We start from the raw sequence: 17,653 nt of genomic DNA on the forward strand, positions 1-17,653 counted from the left end.
CGCCCGCTGGCGGCGCGCCCGCGACGCCCGCGGCCGTCGCGCCGCAAGGCCACGTCGTGACGTCGCCGATGGTCGGCACGTTCTACCGCGCGCCGTCGCCGGGTGCCGATCCCTTTGTGCAGGTGGGCGACACCGTCAAGGAAGGCCAGACGATCTGCATCATCGAGGCGATGAAGCTGCTCAACGAGATCGAGTCGGATCAGGCTGGCGTCATCAAGGAAATCCTCGTCGAGAACGGCCAGGCAGTCGAGTACGGCCAGCCGCTGTTCGTGATCGGCTGAGACGGCGCCCTGTAGCTGTCCGCCATCCGCGCGCCCTCCTTCCGCGGGCGCGCCACCGATCCTCTGAGGCAGCCGCGTGTCTGGCACCCCGTTTGCGCAACCGGCCGCGGCGCCCATTGATGAGTCGAATATCCGCTATGTTTGAAAAAATCCTCATTGCCAATCGCGGCGAAATCGCGCTCCGTATTCAGCGCGCGTGCCGCGAACTCGGCGTCAAGACGGTGGTCGTTTATTCTGAAGCCGACAAGGAAGCCAAGTACGTGAAGCTCGCCGACGAGGCGGTCTGCATCGGACCGGCGCCGTCGAATCTGTCGTATCTGAATATGCCCGCGCTGATCAGCGCGGCCGAAGTCACCGACGCCGAAGCGATTCACCCGGGCTACGGCTTCCTGTCGGAGAACGCCGACTTCGCCGAGCGCGTCGAGCAATCGGGCTTCGTGTTCATCGGCCCGCGCCCGGACACGATCCGCATGATGGGCGACAAGGTCACCGCGAAGCAGACGATGATCAAGACGGGCGTGCCCTGCGTGCCCGGTTCGGAAGGGGCGTTGCCGGAAGATCCGAAGGAGATCGTGAAAATTGCGCGCTCGATCGGCTATCCGGTGATCATCAAGGCGGCGGGCGGCGGCGGCGGCCGCGGCATGCGCGTCGTGCACACGGAAGCCGCGCTCGTGAACGCCGTCAACATGACGCGCGAAGAAGCGGGCCGTGCGTTCGGCAATCCGCAGGTCTACATGGAGAAATACCTGGAGAACCCGCGGCATATCGAAATCCAGGTGCTGGCCGACTCGTTCAAGAACGCGCTGTGGCTCGGCGAACGCGACTGCTCGATGCAGCGCCGCCACCAGAAGGTGATCGAAGAGGCGCCGGCGCCCGGCATCGCGCGCCGTCTGATCGAGCGTATCGGCGATCGGTGCGCGGACGCGTGCAAGAAGATGGGTTATCTCGGCGCAGGCACGTTCGAATTTCTGTACGAAAACGGCGAGTTCTACTTCATCGAAATGAACACGCGCGTGCAGGTCGAGCATCCTGTGACGGAGCTGATCACAGGCATCGACATCGTTCAGGAACAGATCCGCATCGCCGCGGGCGAAAAGCTCGCCATGCGTCAGCGCGACATCCAGTTCCGCGGACATGCGATCGAATGCCGTATCAACGCCGAAGATCCGTTCAAGTTCACGCCGTCGCCGGGTCGTCTGACGTCGTGGCATATGCCGGGCGGCCCCGGCATCCGCGTCGATTCGCACGCGTATAACGGCTATTTCGTGCCGCCGAACTATGATTCGATGATCGGCAAGCTGATCGCTTACGGCGCAACGCGCGAACAGGCGATCAAGCGGATGCGCATCGCGCTGTCGGAAATGGTGGTCGAAGGCATTCAGACCAACATTCCGCTGCATCGCGAGTTGATGCTCGACGCGAAGTTCGTCGAGGGCGGCACGAGCATCCATTACCTCGAAAACCGGCTGGCTGCCAAGCAGCAGGTTGCACCGGAAGAAGCGTAAGTAATGAGTTACCGGGAACTGATCGTCGAACTCGAGCGCGAGCACGCGGAAGCGTTGTCGGACGCGCTGCTCGAACTGGGCGCGTTGTCGGTGTCCGTCGAAGACGCCGACGCCGACACGCCCGACGAGCAGCCGCTGTTCGGCGAGCCCGGTCTCACGCCGGAACGCACCGCGTGGACGCATTCGCGGGTGATCGCGTTGCTGGCGCCCGAACACGAACCGGCCGTGCTGCTCGCGGCCGCCGCCAACGAACTCGGTCTCGCCGACACGCCGTCGTTCAGCGTGCGCGAGGTCGAGGAACAGGACTGGGTGCGCCTCACGCAATCCCAGTTCGAGCCGATTCATATCGGCGAGCGCATCTGGGTCGTGCCGTCGTGGCACGACGCGCCCGACCCTGACGCGCTCGTGCTCGAACTCGATCCGGGCCTCGCGTTCGGCACGGGCAGCCATCCGACCACGCGTCTGTGCATGGAATGGCTCGAGCAGCACGTGAAGCAAGGCGAATCGCTGCTCGACTACGGCTGCGGCTCCGGCATCCTCGCGATTCTCGCGAAGAAGTGTGGCGCGAATCCCGTGGTCGGCATCGACATCGATCCGCAAGCGGTCGAATCCGCACGTCAGAACAGCGAGCGCAATCACGCCGAGGTTGCGTATGGCCTGCCCGACGATTGCCCCGAAGGCGAGTTCGACATCGTCGTCGCGAATATTTTGTCGAATCCGTTGAAGCTGATGGCGTCGATGCTGTCGTCGAAGGTCAAGCCGGGCGGACGCATCGCGCTGTCGGGGATACTCGCGCGACAGGCGGAAGAAGTGGCGCGCGTTTATCAGCAGTGGATCGACATTGCCGTGTGGCGCGAACACGAAGGTTGGGTGTGCCTTGCAGGTACGCGTCGCGAAAGCAATTAGAATAAGGCATATTGCCTGCTTCCGGCCCCATTCGGCACCTTAGCGGCTAACCGGTCATTCGGCTCGATATGCTTCTAGCAACACGCTGTCCCTTCTGCGAAACCGTCTTCAGGCTCCTGCCGGAACAGCTCACGCTGCGCGGCGGGCGCGTGCGTTGCGGCCATTGCCGCGAGGTGTTCGACGCATCGAGCAGTCTGTTCGACGTGAGCAACGGCACGAGCCTCGACAAGGCGAAACCGGTAACGATCGACGACGTGACGGCGTACACGCTCGGTACGATCGGGAGCGGCGCTCACGCTGCGCAGCCCGAAGTGAAGCCCGCGGGCGAAGCGCGCCCGGTTCCCGTCGTCGAACGCGTCGCGTCTGCGGCGTCTGCGCCGACCGCCCCGGTTCCAGCTGAATCGGAAACGGCGCACGCCGAAGCAGCGCCCGCCGAAGCAGCGCACGCCGAAGCGCATGCGTCAGCGCACGTGTCCCGGCCGGACGAAGGCGGCAACGAAGCTCGACTCGACTCAGCAGCACAGCCCGCGCCGTCCGTCGCGCAGCCGTCGGAAGCAGCCGCAGCTTCCGTTGCGGGGGCGTCTGTCGAAGCAGAAGCGCAAGCGGTCAAAGCCGAGTCCGCGTCGGTCGAGCCGCAACGGCCCGCCGCCGAAACGCCCGGCGGACCCGACTTCCGCGCAGAAGCGTGGAATCCGTGGGCACCCGCGCCCGACGCGTCGATCGACGGAAGCATCCGCCACAACGCTTCGTCCATTCCGTACAACCCCGTCACGATCCCGCGCTCCGCGCAGCCGCCGCTGACGCTCGAACTGACGGAATCGACGTCGCTCGACGAGGAAAGGGCCGTCGCGCGCAAACAGGCCGCGCAGCACGGCGAAACGGTCAGCGAGCGGATGGCGGAAGCGTCGGCCAACGTGCATCCGGAACCGGCCATCGATACGACGGCGACGGCGAAGTTCGCGCAGCCCGCCGGTGTGCAACCGGATGCGAAGACAGAACCTACGTTCGACACGACGCACGGCAGCACGCTCGCGCAGGAACTGAACGACTTGCCGCCGCGTGATCGGCGCGAGGCGGGAGCCGCGAGCGCGCCGGCCGCGAGCGAGTCCCGACACGATCCGGAACGCGAACCAAAGCGCGACCCCGATGCGCTGGATGAATCGCTGGGCAGTACGGCTGACCCATCGGCGCTCGAGGACGAAGACCGTACCGTCACACCGTCCGCGGAACGCCCTGCGCCGCCCGCGCACGAACGCGAACGCGAGCCGTACTTCGGCACGCCGTCGGGCGAGCCGGATCTCGAGCCGCGCTTCGGCGCAGCCGGACGCGGCACTTACGGCGAGCCGTACAACGAGCGCGCCGGCGAGCCCTACGGCGCGCCGTTTTCAGGTCCGTTTGCGGCCACGCCCGGCGGCGGCGACGACGCGTTCGCCGTGAAGCGCGAACCGCGCGCCTCGGAGCCGAGCCGCCTGGTGTGGCACGTTCTAGGCGGCGTTGCGGCGGGTCTGCTCGGCTTCCTCCTGCTTGTGCAGCTCGCGTGGTGGCAGCGCGAAACGGTGATGGTCGCGTGGCCCGACTCGCAGCCGCTGTTCGTCAAGGCCTGCTCGCATCTGGGCTGCAAGATCGAGCCGCCGCGCGATATCGACGGCCTGCTGGTCGAACCGTCCGATCTGCGGCAGATCGACGGCCCGCACCGGCTCGAACTGAAGATGCCGCTGCGCAACCGTTTCGATATTGCCCTCGCCTATCCCGCCGTCGAACTGACGCTGCTCGACGAGAACAACAACATCGCCGTGCGGCGCGTGCTGTGGCCGCAAGACTATGTGAAACCCGGCACGCCGATCGCGGCGGGGCTGCCCGCCCGCACGACGCAGACGATGATCGTGCGCCTCGACACCGGCGACGCCGTCGCCTCGAATTTCCGCGTGCAGATCTTTTATCCGTGACGCGTGGCGCTGCCGCGCGAGCCGGTTACCCGCGCATCCGGCATGAACCGGGCGCGCATCCCGTCAATCCCTGACGAATCTTCGGAGCACAACATGAGTCAAGTCACGCTGGGTGGCAACCCGATCGAAGTCGCTGGCACGTTTCCGGCCGTGGGCAACCAGGCGCCCGCCTTCTCGCTCGTCGGCAAGGATCTGAAGCCGCTGACGCTCGCGGACTTCGCGGGCAAGCGCAAGGTGCTGAACATCGTGCCGAGCCTCGACACGCCGACGTGCGCCACCTCGACGCGCAAGTTCAACGAAGCGGCGGCGAAGCTGAACAACACGGCCGTGATCGTCATATCGGGCGATCTGCCGTTCGCGGCCTCGCGCTTCTGCACGACGGAAGGCATCGAAAACGTCGTCACGGCATCGACGTTCCGCGGCCACGAATTCGCGCAGGCTTACGGCGTCGACGTGACGAGCGGTCCGCTGACGGGTCTGACGGCACGCGCCGTCGTCGTCATCGACGAAAACGACAAGGTCGTGCACGCGGAACTGGTCAGCGAAATCAAAAACGAGCCGAACTACGACGCAGCGCTCGCCGCACTGAAGTAAGCTCCACGCCTGCGTCGATCCAGCGCCGCACCCGTTTCGAACCGGGCGCGGCGCTGTCACATCGCCGCGCCCTTTTTCCTCCGACCGACACTTATAGGAACGCTCGCCTTGGCTACGCTGATTTGCGGCTCGCTCGCCTACGACAACATCATGACTTTCGAAGGGCGCTTCCGGGAGCACATCCTGCCGGAACAGGTCCACATCCTGAATGTCAGCTTCCTCGTGCCGACGATGCGTCGCGAGTTCGGCGGCTGTGCGGGCAATATCGCCTATGCGCTGCATCTGCTCGGCGGCGACGCGCGCATCATGGCGACGCTCGGCGCCGTCGATGCGCAGTTGTACATCGAACGCCTCGACACGCTCGGACTGTCGAAAGAGCACGTGCGCGTGCTGCCCGACACGTATTCGGCTCAGGCGATGATCACGACCGATCTCGAAAACAATCAGATCACCGCGTTCCACCCGGGCGCGATGATGCAGTCTCATCTGAACCGCGCCGACCAGCCAGGCATGAAACTGGGCATCGTCGCGCCGGACGGTTTCGATGGCATGATCCAGCACTCCGAACAGTTCGCCGCCGCGGGCATTCCCTTCATCTTCGATCCAGGCCAAGGGCTGCCGCTCTTCGACGGTGAGTCGCTGCGTCGCATGATTGAACTTGCCACCTACGTGGCAGTCAATGATTACGAAGCCGCGCTGGTGAGCAACAAGACCGGCTGGTCGATCGAAGAGATCGCGAGCCGCGTCGATGCGCTGATCGTCACGCGCGGCGAACATGGCGCGCAGATTCACCATGCCGGCGGCATTGAAGAGATTCCGGCCGTCAAGGCGAAGCAGGTGCTGGACCCCACGGGTTGCGGCGACGCGTTCCGGGGCGGCTTGCTCTACGGCATCGATCAAGGTCTCGGCTGGTCGACCACCGGCCGCCTCGCGAGCCTGATGGGCGCGCTGAAGATCGAACATCAAGGGCCGCAGAACTATGCGCCTTCACGCGCGGAGATCAACGAACGGTTCAAGCAGGCATTCGGTTACGAACTGCCGCAGGGTGCTTAACTTCGTAGAGGCGTCTTGCCGCATACGCCGCGCCTGACCGCTCGGGTTTAAGGGGCTCGAAACGGGCCTCGTCTGGAGTCAAGGGAATGAGAACAACAAGTCGTACTGTGGTCCGCGTGGTGTTAGGCGCGGTGCTTGCAGGTTCGCTCGCCATGTCGGGCTGTGCGTACAACAGCAGTTCCGCCGACGTCTACACGGCGTCGCAGGCGCAACGCGAAGAGACGGTGCGCATGGGCACGGTCGACAGCGTGCGTGCCGTCAAGATCAGTTCGAACAACGGCCAGCCGAGCGCCTTGGCGCAATAGGCGGCGGCGCGTTGGGTGCCGTCGCGGGTAGCGCGATCGGCGGCGGACGCGGCTCGATCGTGACGGGCATCGTCGGCGGCCTCGCGGGCGCCGTCGCTGGCAACACGATCGAAAACAGCTCGGCGATACGCGACGGCGTCGAGATCACCGTGCGTCTGGACAACGGCGACATGCGCGCCATCACGCAAAGCGCGACGGGCGAGATTTTTCGCGCCGGCGAACGCGTGCGTCTGCTATCGAGCGGCGGCGTGACGCGCGTGACACACTAAGCCGACCTTTTCCCTGCCGGCGGTGCGCAAGCGCCGTGACGGCAACCTCACACGCATGCGCTCCCCTGTGCATGCGTTTTTTTCGCCTGAGTGTAAAGGCGGCACTGAGCTTCTGCCACGCACTCGTCGCAAAGGCGAAAAAAATCCTGCCGCCAGTTTCCCGGCGGCAGGATCGACTGAGATTGAGTAGCGCTACTCAATCGCCGGACGCATGCAAAGCACGTCCGTTACGACTTCAGCTCTTACGGACGGCTGCCCGTCGGGAACGGCCATGCTGCAGCCGGATTCAGCGCCGTCTTTACCGTAGCAGCCGGCGCCGTCGAAGCAGCGGGCGCAGCCGGAGCAGGTGCTGCCTTCTTCGCAACAGCCTTCTTCGCAGGAGCAGCCTTCTTCGCAGGCGCAGCAGCGGCCTTCTTCGCGGCAGCCTTTTTCGCAGGCGCAGCCTTTTTGGCAGCAGCCTTTTTCGCAGGCGCCTTGGCAGCGGCCTTCTTGGCAGCAGCCTTCTTCGCCGGTGCCTTCTTCGCAGCAACCTTCTTCGCTGCGACCTTCTTCACAGCGGCCTTCTTCGCCGGTGCTGCCTTCTTGGCAGCAACCTTCTTCACGGCGACTTTCTTCGCTGCAACCTTCTTCGCTGCGACCTTCTTCGCTGCGACCTTCTTCACAGCGGCCTTCTTCGCCGGTGCTGCCTTCTTCGCAGCAACCTTCTTCACGGCGACCTTCTTCGCTGCGACCTTCTTCACAGCGGCCTTCTTCGCCGGTGCTGCCTTCTTCGCGGGAGCTGCCTTCTTAGCGACGACCTTCTTGGCTGCAGCCTTCTTCGCTGCCGGTTTCTTCTTGGCGAGTGCCATCATTTTCTCCTTCAGGTTTTCAGATGAGAGTCAGTTCAAACTACACCCTTCGTCAAAACCCGCTTCCCGCAGACGCTTCTCACGGCGGCCACTGCGAAGCGGGCTATTCATCGGCGTACGCAGCTGCTGCGCGCTTACGCTAATGAATACGGTAAGGCGCGCCGTGCCATCGGGCACAGCGCGCCAAGTCCAGTCGGCGCCGGATAGCGACGCCGCCAATCGTTTGATCGAGCCGCCCGTTTTATGACGAACGGCTTTTTCCGGGGGGAAGTTTGCCCATCCCACTGAAGGGTTCGCAAAGTGCCTGTGATCTTTTTGGGCCGCGACAACGCGCGGCGCACCGGGCACGCTCTGCATCAGGCGATCATGCTCCTCACCAAACTTGCCGCGGCACGGCCAGCGGCAACCCCATCAAATATATACGCGACGCGTTGGGTTATTCCCAGGACAGCGCGCCACCGGTCTGATATTCGATAACCCGAGTCTCGAAGAAGTTGCGCTCCTTCTTCAGGTCGATCATCTCGCTCATCCACGGGAACGGGTTTTCCTCGTTCGGGAACAGCGGATCGATACCGATCTGCTGGCAACGGCGGTTGCAGATGAAGCGCAGATAGCTCTTGAACATCGACGCGTTGAGGCCGAGCACCCCGCGCGGCATCGTGTCTTCAGCGTAGCGATATTCGAGGTCGACAGCGTGCTTGAAGATCTCGCGGATCTCGGCACGGAACTCCGGCGTCCAGAGATGCGGGTTTTCGAGTTTGATCTGGTTGATCAGGTCGATGCCGAAATTGCAGTGCATCGACTCGTCGCGCAGGATGTACTGGTACTGTTCCGCTGCGCCCGTCATCTTGTTCTGACGGCCGAGCGCCAGAATCTGCGTGAAGCCGACGTAGAAGAACAGGCCTTCCATCACGCACGCGAACACGATCAGCGACTTGAGCAGTTTCTGGTCGGCTTCGAGCGTACCCGTCTTGAAGGCCGGGTCCGTCAGCGTGTGGATGAACGGAATCAGGAATTCGTCTTTGTCGCGGATCGACGAGACTTCGTGATACGCGTTGAAGATTTCGCCCTCGTCGAGACCGAGCGACTCGACGATGTATTGGTAAGCGTGCGTGTGGATCGCCTCTTCGAACGCCTGGCGCAGCAGGAACTGGCGGCATTCGGGCGCCGTGATGTGGCGGTAGGTGCCCAGCACGATGTTATTGGCGGCGAGGGAGTCGGCCGTCACGAAGAAACCGAGGTTGCGCTTGACGATGCGGCGCTCGTCCTCCGTCAGCCCGTTCGGGTCTTTCCAGAGCGCGATGTCGCGGGACATGTTGATTTCCTGCGGCATCCAGTGGTTCGCGCAGCCGGACAGATACTTCTCCCACGCCCACTTGTACTTGAACGGCACCAGCTGATTGACGTCAGTCTGGCCGTTGATGATGCGCTTGTCGGCGACATTCACGCGTGCTTCGGAAGCGACTGCTGCCTGGACCGGCGGCGCGACTGCGATGTCGTTCGCGAAGACTTGTTGAGCCGAGGGAGCTTGATGAGCGGAACGCGTTTCGACTTGCGAACCGACAGCCGTTCCCGCAGCGTTGCGCAACACGTTTTGTTGCGAAGCACTCGAGGGAGTTACGGCAGTGATCTCGTCATCCCAGTTGAGCATAAATGTCACCATCAATTTAGATCGGTTTGTACCATCTTTTCACGAGCGTTAAAAGGGTCCGCTCATGAAAAATCCTGTTTTCGATTCGCGTTGCGACCTCGATACAACACTTTGTTCATCAGTGTGTGAAGGTCACGCGTTGCGAGTCGATCGAAACGTGTGTCGATGAAGCGCGATGCACGATCGAAAGAGCGTTGCTGCAGTGATGCGTGTGCTTTAGTTCGGCTTCGAAACGATGCGGCTTCGTTCGTGTTGCGAGTCTCTTGCGAAGCAGATGAAGCGCGCGATGCAACGTGTCTGTTCGGTGCGCTTCCACTCGACCTTCTTCGTGCTGCGTGCTGCGTGCCGCGTTCAGGGTTTTCTCGCAGCCTTTGCGTCGCACAGCTTTGCGTCGATGTGTAGCACGTGATGTTCCTCGCCGCTTCGACTGACTGACATGCTGGACATGCTGGCCGCTGCGCGGTGATTCGCCCGTTGCGGTTGCTGGAGCATCGGCGAATGCGCGCCGCTCGCGTTCACGCTTCACCCGCTTGTGCATCGCGACTGCTTTGCTCGCGACGCATGCCGCCAGCGCCACACAGACTTCGCTTCACGACGAGCAGCGCGTGCTGCGTGCGCCGCTCTTCTCCTGCTGTCTGCCGCCGGCGAGCGCCGGCGGCTGTACTGCCATTTGCTGCTGACTGCTGCGCTGCGCTTACTGGCAGGCTTCGCACTCTTCGAAGCCAGGGTCGCCCGGACGCATCATGCAGACGGGACCATCCGCCTCGGGCGCCGCTTCGACTGCAGCGGGCACCGCGGTTGCCGCAGCCGATGCTGCCGATGCCTGGAAGCCACCCGTCACGCCCGACGAACCGACACCGCCGCCGACACCGAAGCCACCCGCTGCGCCGCCCGCGCCGCCGTCACCCGACGGCACTGCGTTCAGCGCGCCGTGCGCGACCGTCGACTTCTCCACGTGCGTCGCCGCCATCGTGCGCAGGTAGTACGTCGTCTTGAGGCCGCGCAGCCACGCGAGCTTGTAGACCTCGTCGAGCTTCTTGCCTGACGCGCCTGCCATGTAGATGTTCAGCGACTGCGCCTGGTCGATCCACTTCTGACGGCGCGACGCCGCTTCGACCAGCCACGTTGCGTCGACTTCGAACGCGGTCGCGTAGATTGCGCGCAGGTCGGCCGGCACGCGATCGATGCGCGACAGCGAGCCGTCGAAGTACTTCAGGTCCGCGACCATCACTTCGTCCCACAGGCCGCGCGCCTTCAGGTCACGCACGAGGTAGTCGTTGACCACCGTGAATTCGCCCGACAGGTTCGACTTCACATACAGGTTCTGGAACGTCGGCTCGATACATGCAGACACGCCGATGATGTTCGAGATCGTCGCCGTCGGTGCGATTGCGACGCAGTTCGAGTTGCGCATGCCATGCGTGGCGATGCGCGAGCGCAGCGACGCCCAGTCCATCGACTCGCTCGAATCCACTTCGATATAGCCGCCGCGTGCTTCTTCCAGCAGCTTCAGCGTGTCCTGCGGGAGGATGCCGCGATCCCACAGCGAGCCGCGGTACGTCGCGTAACGGCCGCGCTCTTCCGCCAGTTCCGTCGACGCCCAGTATGCGTAGTAGCAGACGGCTTCCATCGAACGGTCGGCGAACTCGACGGCTTCCTGCGATGCATACGGCGTGCGCAGCACGTGCAGGCAATCCTGGAAGCCCATGATGCCCATGCCGACGGGGCGGTGCTTCAGGTTCGAGTTACGCGCCTTGGCGACCGCGTAGTAGTTGATGTCGATCACGTTGTCGAGCATGCGCATCGCGACGCTGATGGTGCGCTTGAGCTTGTCGTGGTCGAGCGCGAGCGTGCCGTCGGCCTGCTCCTTCAGGTGCGCGACGAGGTTCACCGAGCCGAGGTTGCAGACGGCGATTTCGGTGTCACTCGTGTTCAGCGTGATTTCCGTGCACAGGTTCGACGAGTGGACGACGCCGACGTGCTGTTGCGGCGAGCGCACATTGCACGGGTCCTTGAACGTGATCCACGGATGGCCCGTTTCGAACAGCATGCCCAGCATCTTGCGCCACAGCTGCGCCGCGGGAATCTTCTTGAACAGCTTGATCTCGCCGCGCGCGGCTTTCTCTTCGTAAGCCGTGTAGGCCTTCTCGAACTCGGCGCCGAACAGGTCGTGCAGGTCCGGGCAAGTGGACGGCGAGAACAGCGTCCAGTCGCCGCCTTCGACGACGCGCTTCATGAACAGGTCGGGAATCCAGTTCGCCGTGTTCATGTCGTGCGTGCGGCGACGGTCGTCGCCCGTGTTCTTGCGCAGCTCGAGGAATTCTTCGATGTCGAGGTGCCACGATTCCAGGTACGCGCACACCGCGCCCTTGCGCTTGCCGCCCTGGTTCACGGCGACGGCCGTGTCGTTGACGACCTTCAGGAACGGCACGACACCCTGCGACTTGCCGTTGGTGCCCTTGATGTGCGAGCCGAGCGCACGCACGCGCGTCCAGTCGTTGCCCAGACCGCCCGCGAACTTCGACAGCAGCGCGTTTTCCTTCAGCGCTTCGTAGATGCCGTCGAGGTCGTCGTCGACGGTGGTCAGGTAGCACGACGACAGTTGCGAGCGTCGCGTGCCCGAGTTGAACAGCGTCGGCGTGGACGACATGAAGTCGAACGACGACAGCACGTTGTAGAACTCGATCGCGCGCGCTTCGCGGTCGATCTCGTTCAGCGCGAGGCCCATCGCGACACGCATAAAGAATGCCTGCGGCATTTCGATGCGCGTGCCGTCGACGTGCAGGAAGTAGCGGTCATACAGCGTCTGCAGGCCGAGGTAGCCGAACTGCAGGTCGCGGTTCGCGTCGAGCGCGGCGCCGAGGCGCTTCAGGTCGAACTGCAGGAGTTTGTCGTCGAGCAGCTCGGCATTCACGCCGCGCTTGATGAACTGCGGGAAGTACTCGGCATAGCGCTCGCCCATTTCCGCTTGCGTGACTTCTTCTTCGAGGATCTCGCGGCGGATCGTGTGCAGCAGGATGCGCGACGTGACCTGGCTATACGCCGGGTCCTTTTCGATCATCGTGCGCGCAGCCAGAATTGCCGAGTCGTAGACCTGGCTCATCGGCACGCCGTCATACAGGTTCTTCACCGTCTCCGCGACGATCGGCTCCGCGTTCACGGCATCGCCCAGATTCGCGCAGGCCGATTCGATGATGCCGCGCAGCGCCGCCATGTCGAGCGGACGCGTGACGCCGTTGTCCGTTACATTCAGACCCGGCGTGCCGGCCGCTGCTTCCGGCTCGTGGCTGCGCTCCTGACTGCGCTTCTCGCGATACAGCACGTAGGCGCGCGCGACGTTGTGCTCGCCCGTGCGCATCAGCGCGAGTTCGACCTGATCCTGAATGTCTTCGATATGGAACGTGCCGCCGTTCGGACGGCTGCGCACCAGCGCGCGCACAACGTTCTGCGTGAGTTGCTCGACCAGTTCGCGAACCCGCGCCGACGCCGCGCCCTGACCGCCGTTCACGGCCAGAAACGCCTTCGTGACCGCGATGGCGATTTTCGACGGCTCGAACGACACCACGCTGCCGTTGCGACGGATCACCTTGTAGTCGGCGTAGCCCGTCTGCGGCGCGAGCGTCTGAGCGCCCTGTGCTTCGACTGGGCGGCCAATGGGTGCGCCCTCGAACCGGGTGGTCACGTTGTCGGTGGTTTGCATGTGCAAAGCTCCTGGTCTTGTGATAGTGCGGAGTTACCGCGGATTAGTACAAACGCAGCGCCACCCCGGACGCATGCGATTCGGAAGAAGAAAAGAACCAGCGGGAACCGTGAGTGAGACAGGCCGGATGCGACAGATCCGTCGGGACGAACGTCAACGTTGTGTGTGTCGCGATCACTTGGCTGCGCCTTTTCTTCGAATTTGCCGGCGCCCCGGTTTTCATAACCGCTTGCGCCGCATCAGGTTTTTCAGTGCCGGTAATGCTGACGGCGCCATGCTCATGGAGCGGGGCGCCGCCTGACAAACACTACATCTTGTGCAAAAACTGATTAACGGCACGAAGTATAGTGTACTGAACCGTCATCGCAAATTCTTTTATTTGGCCCGATGGCCTTGACTTTTGCGATGACCGCGTCGGAAAAGCTGTCAGCGAAATGACGGGGGATCACAGCGCCGTTGCGCTGTCTGTGGGTTACCGCGCAGAAAAATTCACGCGCCTACGACGTTATCGGCGCGCGCGACGAAGGATGCAGATAGGGGAAGTACTGATCTGCGAGCGCGCTGTCGCGCTGGAATCGCGGCCAGTCGAAATGCGGACCGGGATCGGTCTTGCGGCCGGGCGCGATGTCCGCATGGCCCGCGACCGAATCGATTGCGTAATGGCCCGCGAGCGCCTGCACGAGCGGCGCGAGCGTTTCATACTGCGCGGCTTCGAACGGCGACGCGTCGCTGCCTTCGAGCTCGACGCCGATCGAGAAATCGTTGCAGCGCTCGCGGCCGAAGAAGCTGGATGCGCCCGCGTGCCACGCGCGCTCGTCGCATGACACGTATTGCTCGAGCGCGCCGTCGCGGCGGATCACGAAATGGGCCGACACGCGCACGCCGCGCAGATGCGCGTCGTAGTATGGATGCGCGTCGCAATCGAGGCGGTTGAGGAACAGATCCGTGATGCCCGGCCCGCCGAATTCGTTCGGCGGCAGGCTGATGTTGTGCACGACGATCAGGGTCGGACGTGCGCCATTGGGACGCACCTCGAAATTTGGCGAAGGCAGCTTGCGCGCTTCGTTGACCCAGCCGTTTGCATCGACGGTGAAGCGCGCGGGGGCGTGAGCCGTCATCGCGCGTCGCGGCCCGTCGGGCGGGCGGCGTGGCGCTGCGCGTGATCGTGCGAGCAGAACGTCTGCCCCGCGACGAGCACGGACTCGCTCTTCGGCGCGTGCACGCCGCACTCGACGCAGCGGATCATCGGCTCGGCGAGCTGGCCGGGCGCCTTCGCGCTCGCGTTGCCGTTGGCACGCGCGCTGTCGCCGGCTTGAGCGCCCGCGCCAGTGCGCGCCGACGTGCGCGATGCCTCGGCGCGGCGCAGCGCCTTCACCAGCCATTGGCCGACGATGAACAGCAAGATCAGCAGAAAAATTTGTCGCATGACACTAGACCACAGGACGGTGCAACAGCACCTCGAACACAAAACGGCTGCCGACATACGCGAGCAGCAGCGCCACGAACGACGCGAGCACCCAGCGCAATGCCGCGCGGCCTCGCCAGCCGGACACCTTGCGCGCCGTCAGGAGCGCGCCGAACATGACCCACGAGAGCAGCGCGAACACGGTCTTGTGATCGAGCTGCAGCGGGCGGTCGAGCAGTTGCTCGTTGAACAGGATGCCCGACACCAGCGTCAGCGTGAGCAGCACGAAACCCGCGCCGATCAGGCGGAACAGCAGCTTTTCGAGCGTGAGCAGCGGCGGCAGCGTGTCGAGCCAGCTCGACAGCCAGCCGTTGCCGGACGCCGCGCTCTGACGCGCGAGCGAACCGCGGCGCATGGCGTGCAGGCGCCGCTCGACGAGCAGCATCAGCACGGCATGCAGCGCCGCGATCACGAACAGCCCATACGCGACGTTCGCGATCAGGAAATGCAGCTTGAACAGTGGATCGGCGGCGTACGACAGCACATGCACGCCGTTGAACACGAGCGGCAGCAGCGACGCGATGCACGCGAGGGGCAGCACCAGCAGACGCAGCCCGTCGAGCGGAAAAAAGAAGCTCTCGATCCAGTAGATGCCCGCGCCGAGCCAGAACATTGCCGACAACGCGTACGCGAAGCCGAACACCATTGCATCGTGCGGAAAGATGGTGGTGTGCAGCAGCACGCCATGCGCCAGCAGGGCGATGAGCAGCACGACGCGCGTTGGCATCGGCATGCCGGCCGATGCGCCCGCGAACCCTCGCCCGCCCGCGGGAAGCGGCGCAGCGGGGGAAAGCGGCGACACGCTTTCGAGCATCGGCTGTGCGGCCGTCTGCCGGTGCGCGCGCCAGCCCGCCACGGCAAGTCCGCCGTACAGGAGCGCAGTGAGGGCATACAGTACAATATCCATATTGGAAGTTTACACTAGGCCCTTCCTCCATGACGTGTGCAACGTCAGCCGCTTTCGCGGCAACGGAACGGGCCGCACTGCTCATCGCTCCCCATGCTCGACAACCTCACTCAACGGATGGCGCGCGTCGTCAAGACGCTGCGCGGCGAAGCCCGGCTCACCGAGGCGAACACCCAGGAGATGCTGCGCGAAGTGCGCCTCGCGCTCCTCGAAGCGGACGTGGCGCTGCCCGTCGTGCGCGACTTCATCGCGAAGGTGAAGGAAAAGGCGCTCGGCGAGGAAGTGATCGCAAGTCTTTCGCCGGGTCAGGCGCTCGTCGGCGTCGTGCAGCGCGAGCTGACGGCCGTGATCGGCGGCGACTACGAAGGCAAGGCCGTCGAACTGAATCTCGCTGTCACGCCGCCCGCAGTCATCCTGATGGCCGGCCTGCAAGGCGCGGGTAAAACGACCACGGTCGGCAAGCTCGCCAAACTGCTGCGCGAGAAGTACAAGAAGAAAGTGCTGACGGTGTCGTGCGACGTGTATCGCCCCGCCGCTATCGCACAGCTGAAGACGGTGACTGAACAGGTCGGCGCCGATTTCTTCCCTTCGCAGCCGGACCAGAAGCCCGTCGACATCGCGCGCGCCGCTGTGGATTGGGCCAAGCGCCACTATCACGACGTGCTGCTCGTCGACACGGCTGGCCGTCTCGGCATCGACGAAGCGATGATGAACGAGATCACCGCGCTGCATAAGGAACTGAACCCGGCGGAGACGCTCTTCGTCGTCGACGCGATGCTCGGCCAGGACGCCGTGAACACCGCGAAGGCGTTCAACGACGCGCTCTCCCTCACGGGCGTCGTGCTGACCAAGCTCGACGGCGATTCGCGCGGCGGCGCGGCGCTGTCCGTGCGTCACGTGACGGGCAAGCCGATCAAGTTCGTCGGTGTCGCGGAAAAGCTCGACGGCCTCGAAATCTTCTACCCGGATCGCATGGCGAACCGGATTCTCGGCATGGGCGACATTCTTGCGCTCGTCGAGGAAGCGCAGCGCGGCGTCGACGTGCAGGCCGCGCAGAAGCTCGCCGACAAGGTCAAGAAAGGCGGCGATTTCGACCTGAACGATTTCCGCGCGCAGCTTTCGCAGATGAAGAAGATGGGCGGTTTGTCGTCGCTGATGGACAAGCTGCCCGCCCAGTTCCAGCAGGCTGCGTCGAACGCCGACATGGGCCAGGCCGAAAAGCAGATGCGCCGCATGGAAGGCATCATCAATTCGATGACGGCGCAGGAACGCGCCAAGCCCGATCTGATCAAGGCGACGCGCAAGCGCCGCATCGCGGCGGGCGCGGGCGTGCAGGTGCAGGAAGTCAATCGCCTGCTGAACCAGTACGACCAGATGCGCACGATGATGAAGAAGCTCAAGGGCGGCAATCTGCAAAAGATGATGCGCGGCATGAAAGGCATGCTGCCCGGCGGCATGCGCTGATTTTTTCGGCTGCCTCGTGCGCGCCTGAATGCAGGTGCGCTGCGGCCAACGCGACCCGGCGCGTATGCCGGATCAAGGCGCGGGTATATGCTGTAGCGCGCCGGGTCGTTGTCTTTCACACTATGTATACAGTTACCGCCCGCCAGACGTCATGAATCGCGAAGAAGCTCTCCACATTTTCAGTCACTCCGAAGAAATCGTTTCGGCCAGCGACGTCAACGCCTCCATCAGCCGCATGGCCGACGCGATTCGCGCCGAAATGGCCGAAGACTTTCCGCTCGTGCTGTCGGTAATGGGCGGTGCGGCGGTGTTCACGGGCATGCTACTGCCGCACCTCGATTTCCCGCTCGAGTTCGACTATATCCACCTCACCCGCTATCGCAACGCGATCAAGGGCAGCGCCGAGATGCAATGGCGCGTCGCGCCGGCCGAGTCGGTGAAGGACCGCGTCGTGCTGGTGCTCGACGACATCCTCGACGAAGGCGAAACGATGGCCGCGATCCGCGACCGCATCATGGCGATGGGCGCCAAGCGCTTCATGAGTGCCGTGCTGTGCGAGAAGATCCTGCAGAAGGCGAAGCCGCTGCATCCCGACTTCTGCGGCTTCGAAGTGCCGGACCGCTATGTGTTCGGTTGCGGGATGGACGCGAAAGGCTACTGGCGCAATCTGCCGACGATCCGCGCTTTGACGGAAGGCGCCTGACGCTTCGGGCTCGCTAGCCCCGATCGAAAAAAAGCGACCCTCGGGTCGCTTTTTTC

15 protein-coding genes and 1 pseudogene are annotated in these 17,653 nt (G+C 63.8%); 9 read left to right on the forward strand and 7 right to left on the reverse strand.

What is annotated here, in order from left to right:
• The 7 genes and pseudogenes from accB to H3V53_RS31065 form a co-directional block, all read left to right on the forward strand.
• Positions 1 to 281: acetyl-CoA carboxylase biotin carboxyl carrier protein (gene accB / locus H3V53_RS31035; RefSeq protein WP_336601117.1), on the forward strand; the 281-nt coding region annotated here is incomplete at its 5' end.
• A gap of 137 nt (positions 282 to 418) precedes the next feature.
• Entirely contained in the window at positions 419 to 1,786 is a 1,368-nt protein-coding gene (gene accC / locus H3V53_RS31040) for an acetyl-CoA carboxylase biotin carboxylase subunit (RefSeq protein ID WP_336601118.1), read from the forward strand.
• A gap of 3 nt (positions 1,787 to 1,789) precedes the next feature.
• Positions 1,790 to 2,692: a 50S ribosomal protein L11 methyltransferase gene (gene prmA, locus H3V53_RS31045; RefSeq protein WP_336601119.1), complete on the forward strand. Its 903-nt coding sequence runs from the start codon at positions 1,790 to 1,792 to the stop codon at positions 2,690 to 2,692.
• Positions 2,693 to 2,760: 68 nt separating this feature from the next.
• Entirely contained in the window at positions 2,761 to 4,638 is a 1,878-nt protein-coding gene (locus H3V53_RS31050; protein ID WP_336601120.1) for a DUF3426 domain-containing protein, read from the forward strand.
• Between the two features lie 93 nt (positions 4,639 to 4,731).
• Complete coding sequence (gene tpx / locus H3V53_RS31055; protein WP_336601121.1) at positions 4,732 to 5,232, forward strand: thiol peroxidase; 501 nt, start codon at positions 4,732 to 4,734, stop codon at positions 5,230 to 5,232.
• A gap of 108 nt (positions 5,233 to 5,340) precedes the next feature.
• Positions 5,341 to 6,285, forward strand: a complete 945-nt coding sequence (locus H3V53_RS31060) for a carbohydrate kinase family protein (protein WP_336601122.1) — start codon at positions 5,341 to 5,343, stop codon at positions 6,283 to 6,285.
• Positions 6,286 to 6,371: 86 nt separating this feature from the next.
• A pseudogene (locus H3V53_RS31065) lies at positions 6,372 to 6,859 on the forward strand (outer membrane lipoprotein).
• A gap of 242 nt (positions 6,860 to 7,101) precedes the next feature.
• Here H3V53_RS31065 and H3V53_RS31070 read toward each other — a convergent pair.
• The 7 genes from H3V53_RS31070 to H3V53_RS31100 all read right to left on the reverse strand — a co-directional run bounded on the left by H3V53_RS31070 (position 7,102) and on the right by H3V53_RS31100 (position 15,430).
• Positions 7,102 to 7,707 carry a histone H1-like DNA-binding protein gene (locus tag H3V53_RS31070; protein ID WP_336601137.1) on the reverse strand — a complete coding sequence of 202 codons (606 nt, stop codon included), beginning with the start codon at positions 7,705 to 7,707 and terminating at the stop codon, positions 7,102 to 7,104.
• 30 nt (positions 7,708 to 7,737) lie between these two features.
• On the reverse strand, positions 7,738 to 8,064 hold the full coding sequence (locus H3V53_RS31075) for a hypothetical protein (protein ID WP_336601123.1): 327 nt from the start codon (positions 8,062 to 8,064) through the stop codon (positions 7,738 to 7,740).
• Between the two features lie 79 nt (positions 8,065 to 8,143).
• The gene (locus H3V53_RS31080) at positions 8,144 to 9,358 is read right to left on the reverse strand and encodes a ribonucleotide-diphosphate reductase subunit beta (RefSeq protein ID WP_336601124.1); all 1,215 of its coding nucleotides are present in this window, start codon (positions 9,356 to 9,358) and stop codon (positions 8,144 to 8,146) included.
• A 694-nt stretch (positions 9,359 to 10,052) separates the two neighbouring features.
• Positions 10,053 to 13,058, reverse strand: a complete 3,006-nt coding sequence (locus H3V53_RS31085; RefSeq protein ID WP_336601125.1) for a ribonucleoside-diphosphate reductase subunit alpha — start codon at positions 13,056 to 13,058, stop codon at positions 10,053 to 10,055.
• 497 nt (positions 13,059 to 13,555) lie between these two features.
• Positions 13,556 to 14,176 (reverse strand): 1,6-anhydro-N-acetylmuramyl-L-alanine amidase AmpD, encoded by a 621-nt coding sequence (ampD, locus tag H3V53_RS31090; RefSeq protein WP_336601126.1) that lies wholly within the window; start codon positions 14,174 to 14,176, stop codon positions 13,556 to 13,558.
• Positions 14,173 to 14,484: a PP0621 family protein gene (locus H3V53_RS31095; protein WP_336601127.1), complete on the reverse strand. Its 312-nt coding sequence runs from the start codon at positions 14,482 to 14,484 to the stop codon at positions 14,173 to 14,175. The genes ampD and H3V53_RS31095 overlap by 4 nt, the downstream gene beginning before the upstream one ends.
• A 4-nt stretch (positions 14,485 to 14,488) precedes the next feature.
• Entirely contained in the window at positions 14,489 to 15,430 is a 942-nt protein-coding gene (locus tag H3V53_RS31100; protein WP_054918813.1) for a cytochrome c biogenesis protein CcsA, read from the reverse strand.
• Between the two features lie 93 nt (positions 15,431 to 15,523).
• Here H3V53_RS31100 and ffh point away from each other — a divergent pair, with 93 nt between their 5' ends.
• Positions 15,524 to 16,894, forward strand: coding sequence for a signal recognition particle protein (gene ffh, locus H3V53_RS31105; protein WP_054918810.1), 1,371 nt, complete (start codon positions 15,524 to 15,526; stop codon positions 16,892 to 16,894).
• A 151-nt stretch (positions 16,895 to 17,045) separates the two neighbouring features.
• Positions 17,046 to 17,597 (forward strand): hypoxanthine-guanine phosphoribosyltransferase, encoded by a 552-nt coding sequence (locus H3V53_RS31110; RefSeq protein WP_054918809.1) that lies wholly within the window; start codon positions 17,046 to 17,048, stop codon positions 17,595 to 17,597.
• Positions 17,598 to 17,653: the final 56 nt, after the last annotated feature.

This window comes from Paraburkholderia bengalensis (genome assembly GCF_037126505.1).
In the GTDB taxonomy this organism is placed as follows: Bacteria; Pseudomonadota; Gammaproteobacteria; order Burkholderiales; family Burkholderiaceae; genus Paraburkholderia; species Paraburkholderia bengalensis.

Excerpts from the sequence above, each read along its gene's own strand:
- accC (WP_336601118.1), top strand. The coding sequence starts at position 419 with ATGTTTGAAAAAATCCTCATTGCCAATCGCGGCGAAATCGCGCTCCGT.
- prmA (WP_336601119.1), top strand. The coding sequence starts at position 1,790 with ATGAGTTACCGGGAACTGATCGTCGAACTCGAGCGCGAGCACGCGGAA.
- H3V53_RS31050 (WP_336601120.1), top strand. The coding sequence starts at position 2,761 with ATGCTTCTAGCAACACGCTGTCCCTTCTGCGAAACCGTCTTCAGGCTC.
- tpx (WP_336601121.1), top strand. The coding sequence starts at position 4,732 with ATGAGTCAAGTCACGCTGGGTGGCAACCCGATCGAAGTCGCTGGCACG.
- H3V53_RS31070 (WP_336601137.1), bottom strand. The coding sequence starts at position 7,707 with ATGGCACTCGCCAAGAAGAAACCGGCAGCGAAGAAGGCTGCAGCCAAG.
- H3V53_RS31075 (WP_336601123.1), bottom strand. The coding sequence starts at position 8,064 with ATGCAGAGCGTGCCCGGTGCGCCGCGCGTTGTCGCGGCCCAAAAAGAT.
- H3V53_RS31080 (WP_336601124.1), bottom strand. The coding sequence starts at position 9,358 with ATGCTCAACTGGGATGACGAGATCACTGCCGTAACTCCCTCGAGTGCT.
- H3V53_RS31085 (WP_336601125.1), bottom strand. The coding sequence starts at position 13,058 with ATGCAAACCACCGACAACGTGACCACCCGGTTCGAGGGCGCACCCATT.
- ampD (WP_336601126.1), bottom strand. The coding sequence starts at position 14,176 with ATGACGGCTCACGCCCCCGCGCGCTTCACCGTCGATGCAAACGGCTGG.
- H3V53_RS31095 (WP_336601127.1), bottom strand. The coding sequence starts at position 14,484 with ATGCGACAAATTTTTCTGCTGATCTTGCTGTTCATCGTCGGCCAATGG.
- H3V53_RS31100 (WP_054918813.1), bottom strand. The coding sequence starts at position 15,430 with ATGGATATTGTACTGTATGCCCTCACTGCGCTCCTGTACGGCGGACTT.
- ffh (WP_054918810.1), top strand. The coding sequence starts at position 15,524 with ATGCTCGACAACCTCACTCAACGGATGGCGCGCGTCGTCAAGACGCTG.
- H3V53_RS31110 (WP_054918809.1), top strand. The coding sequence starts at position 17,046 with ATGAATCGCGAAGAAGCTCTCCACATTTTCAGTCACTCCGAAGAAATC.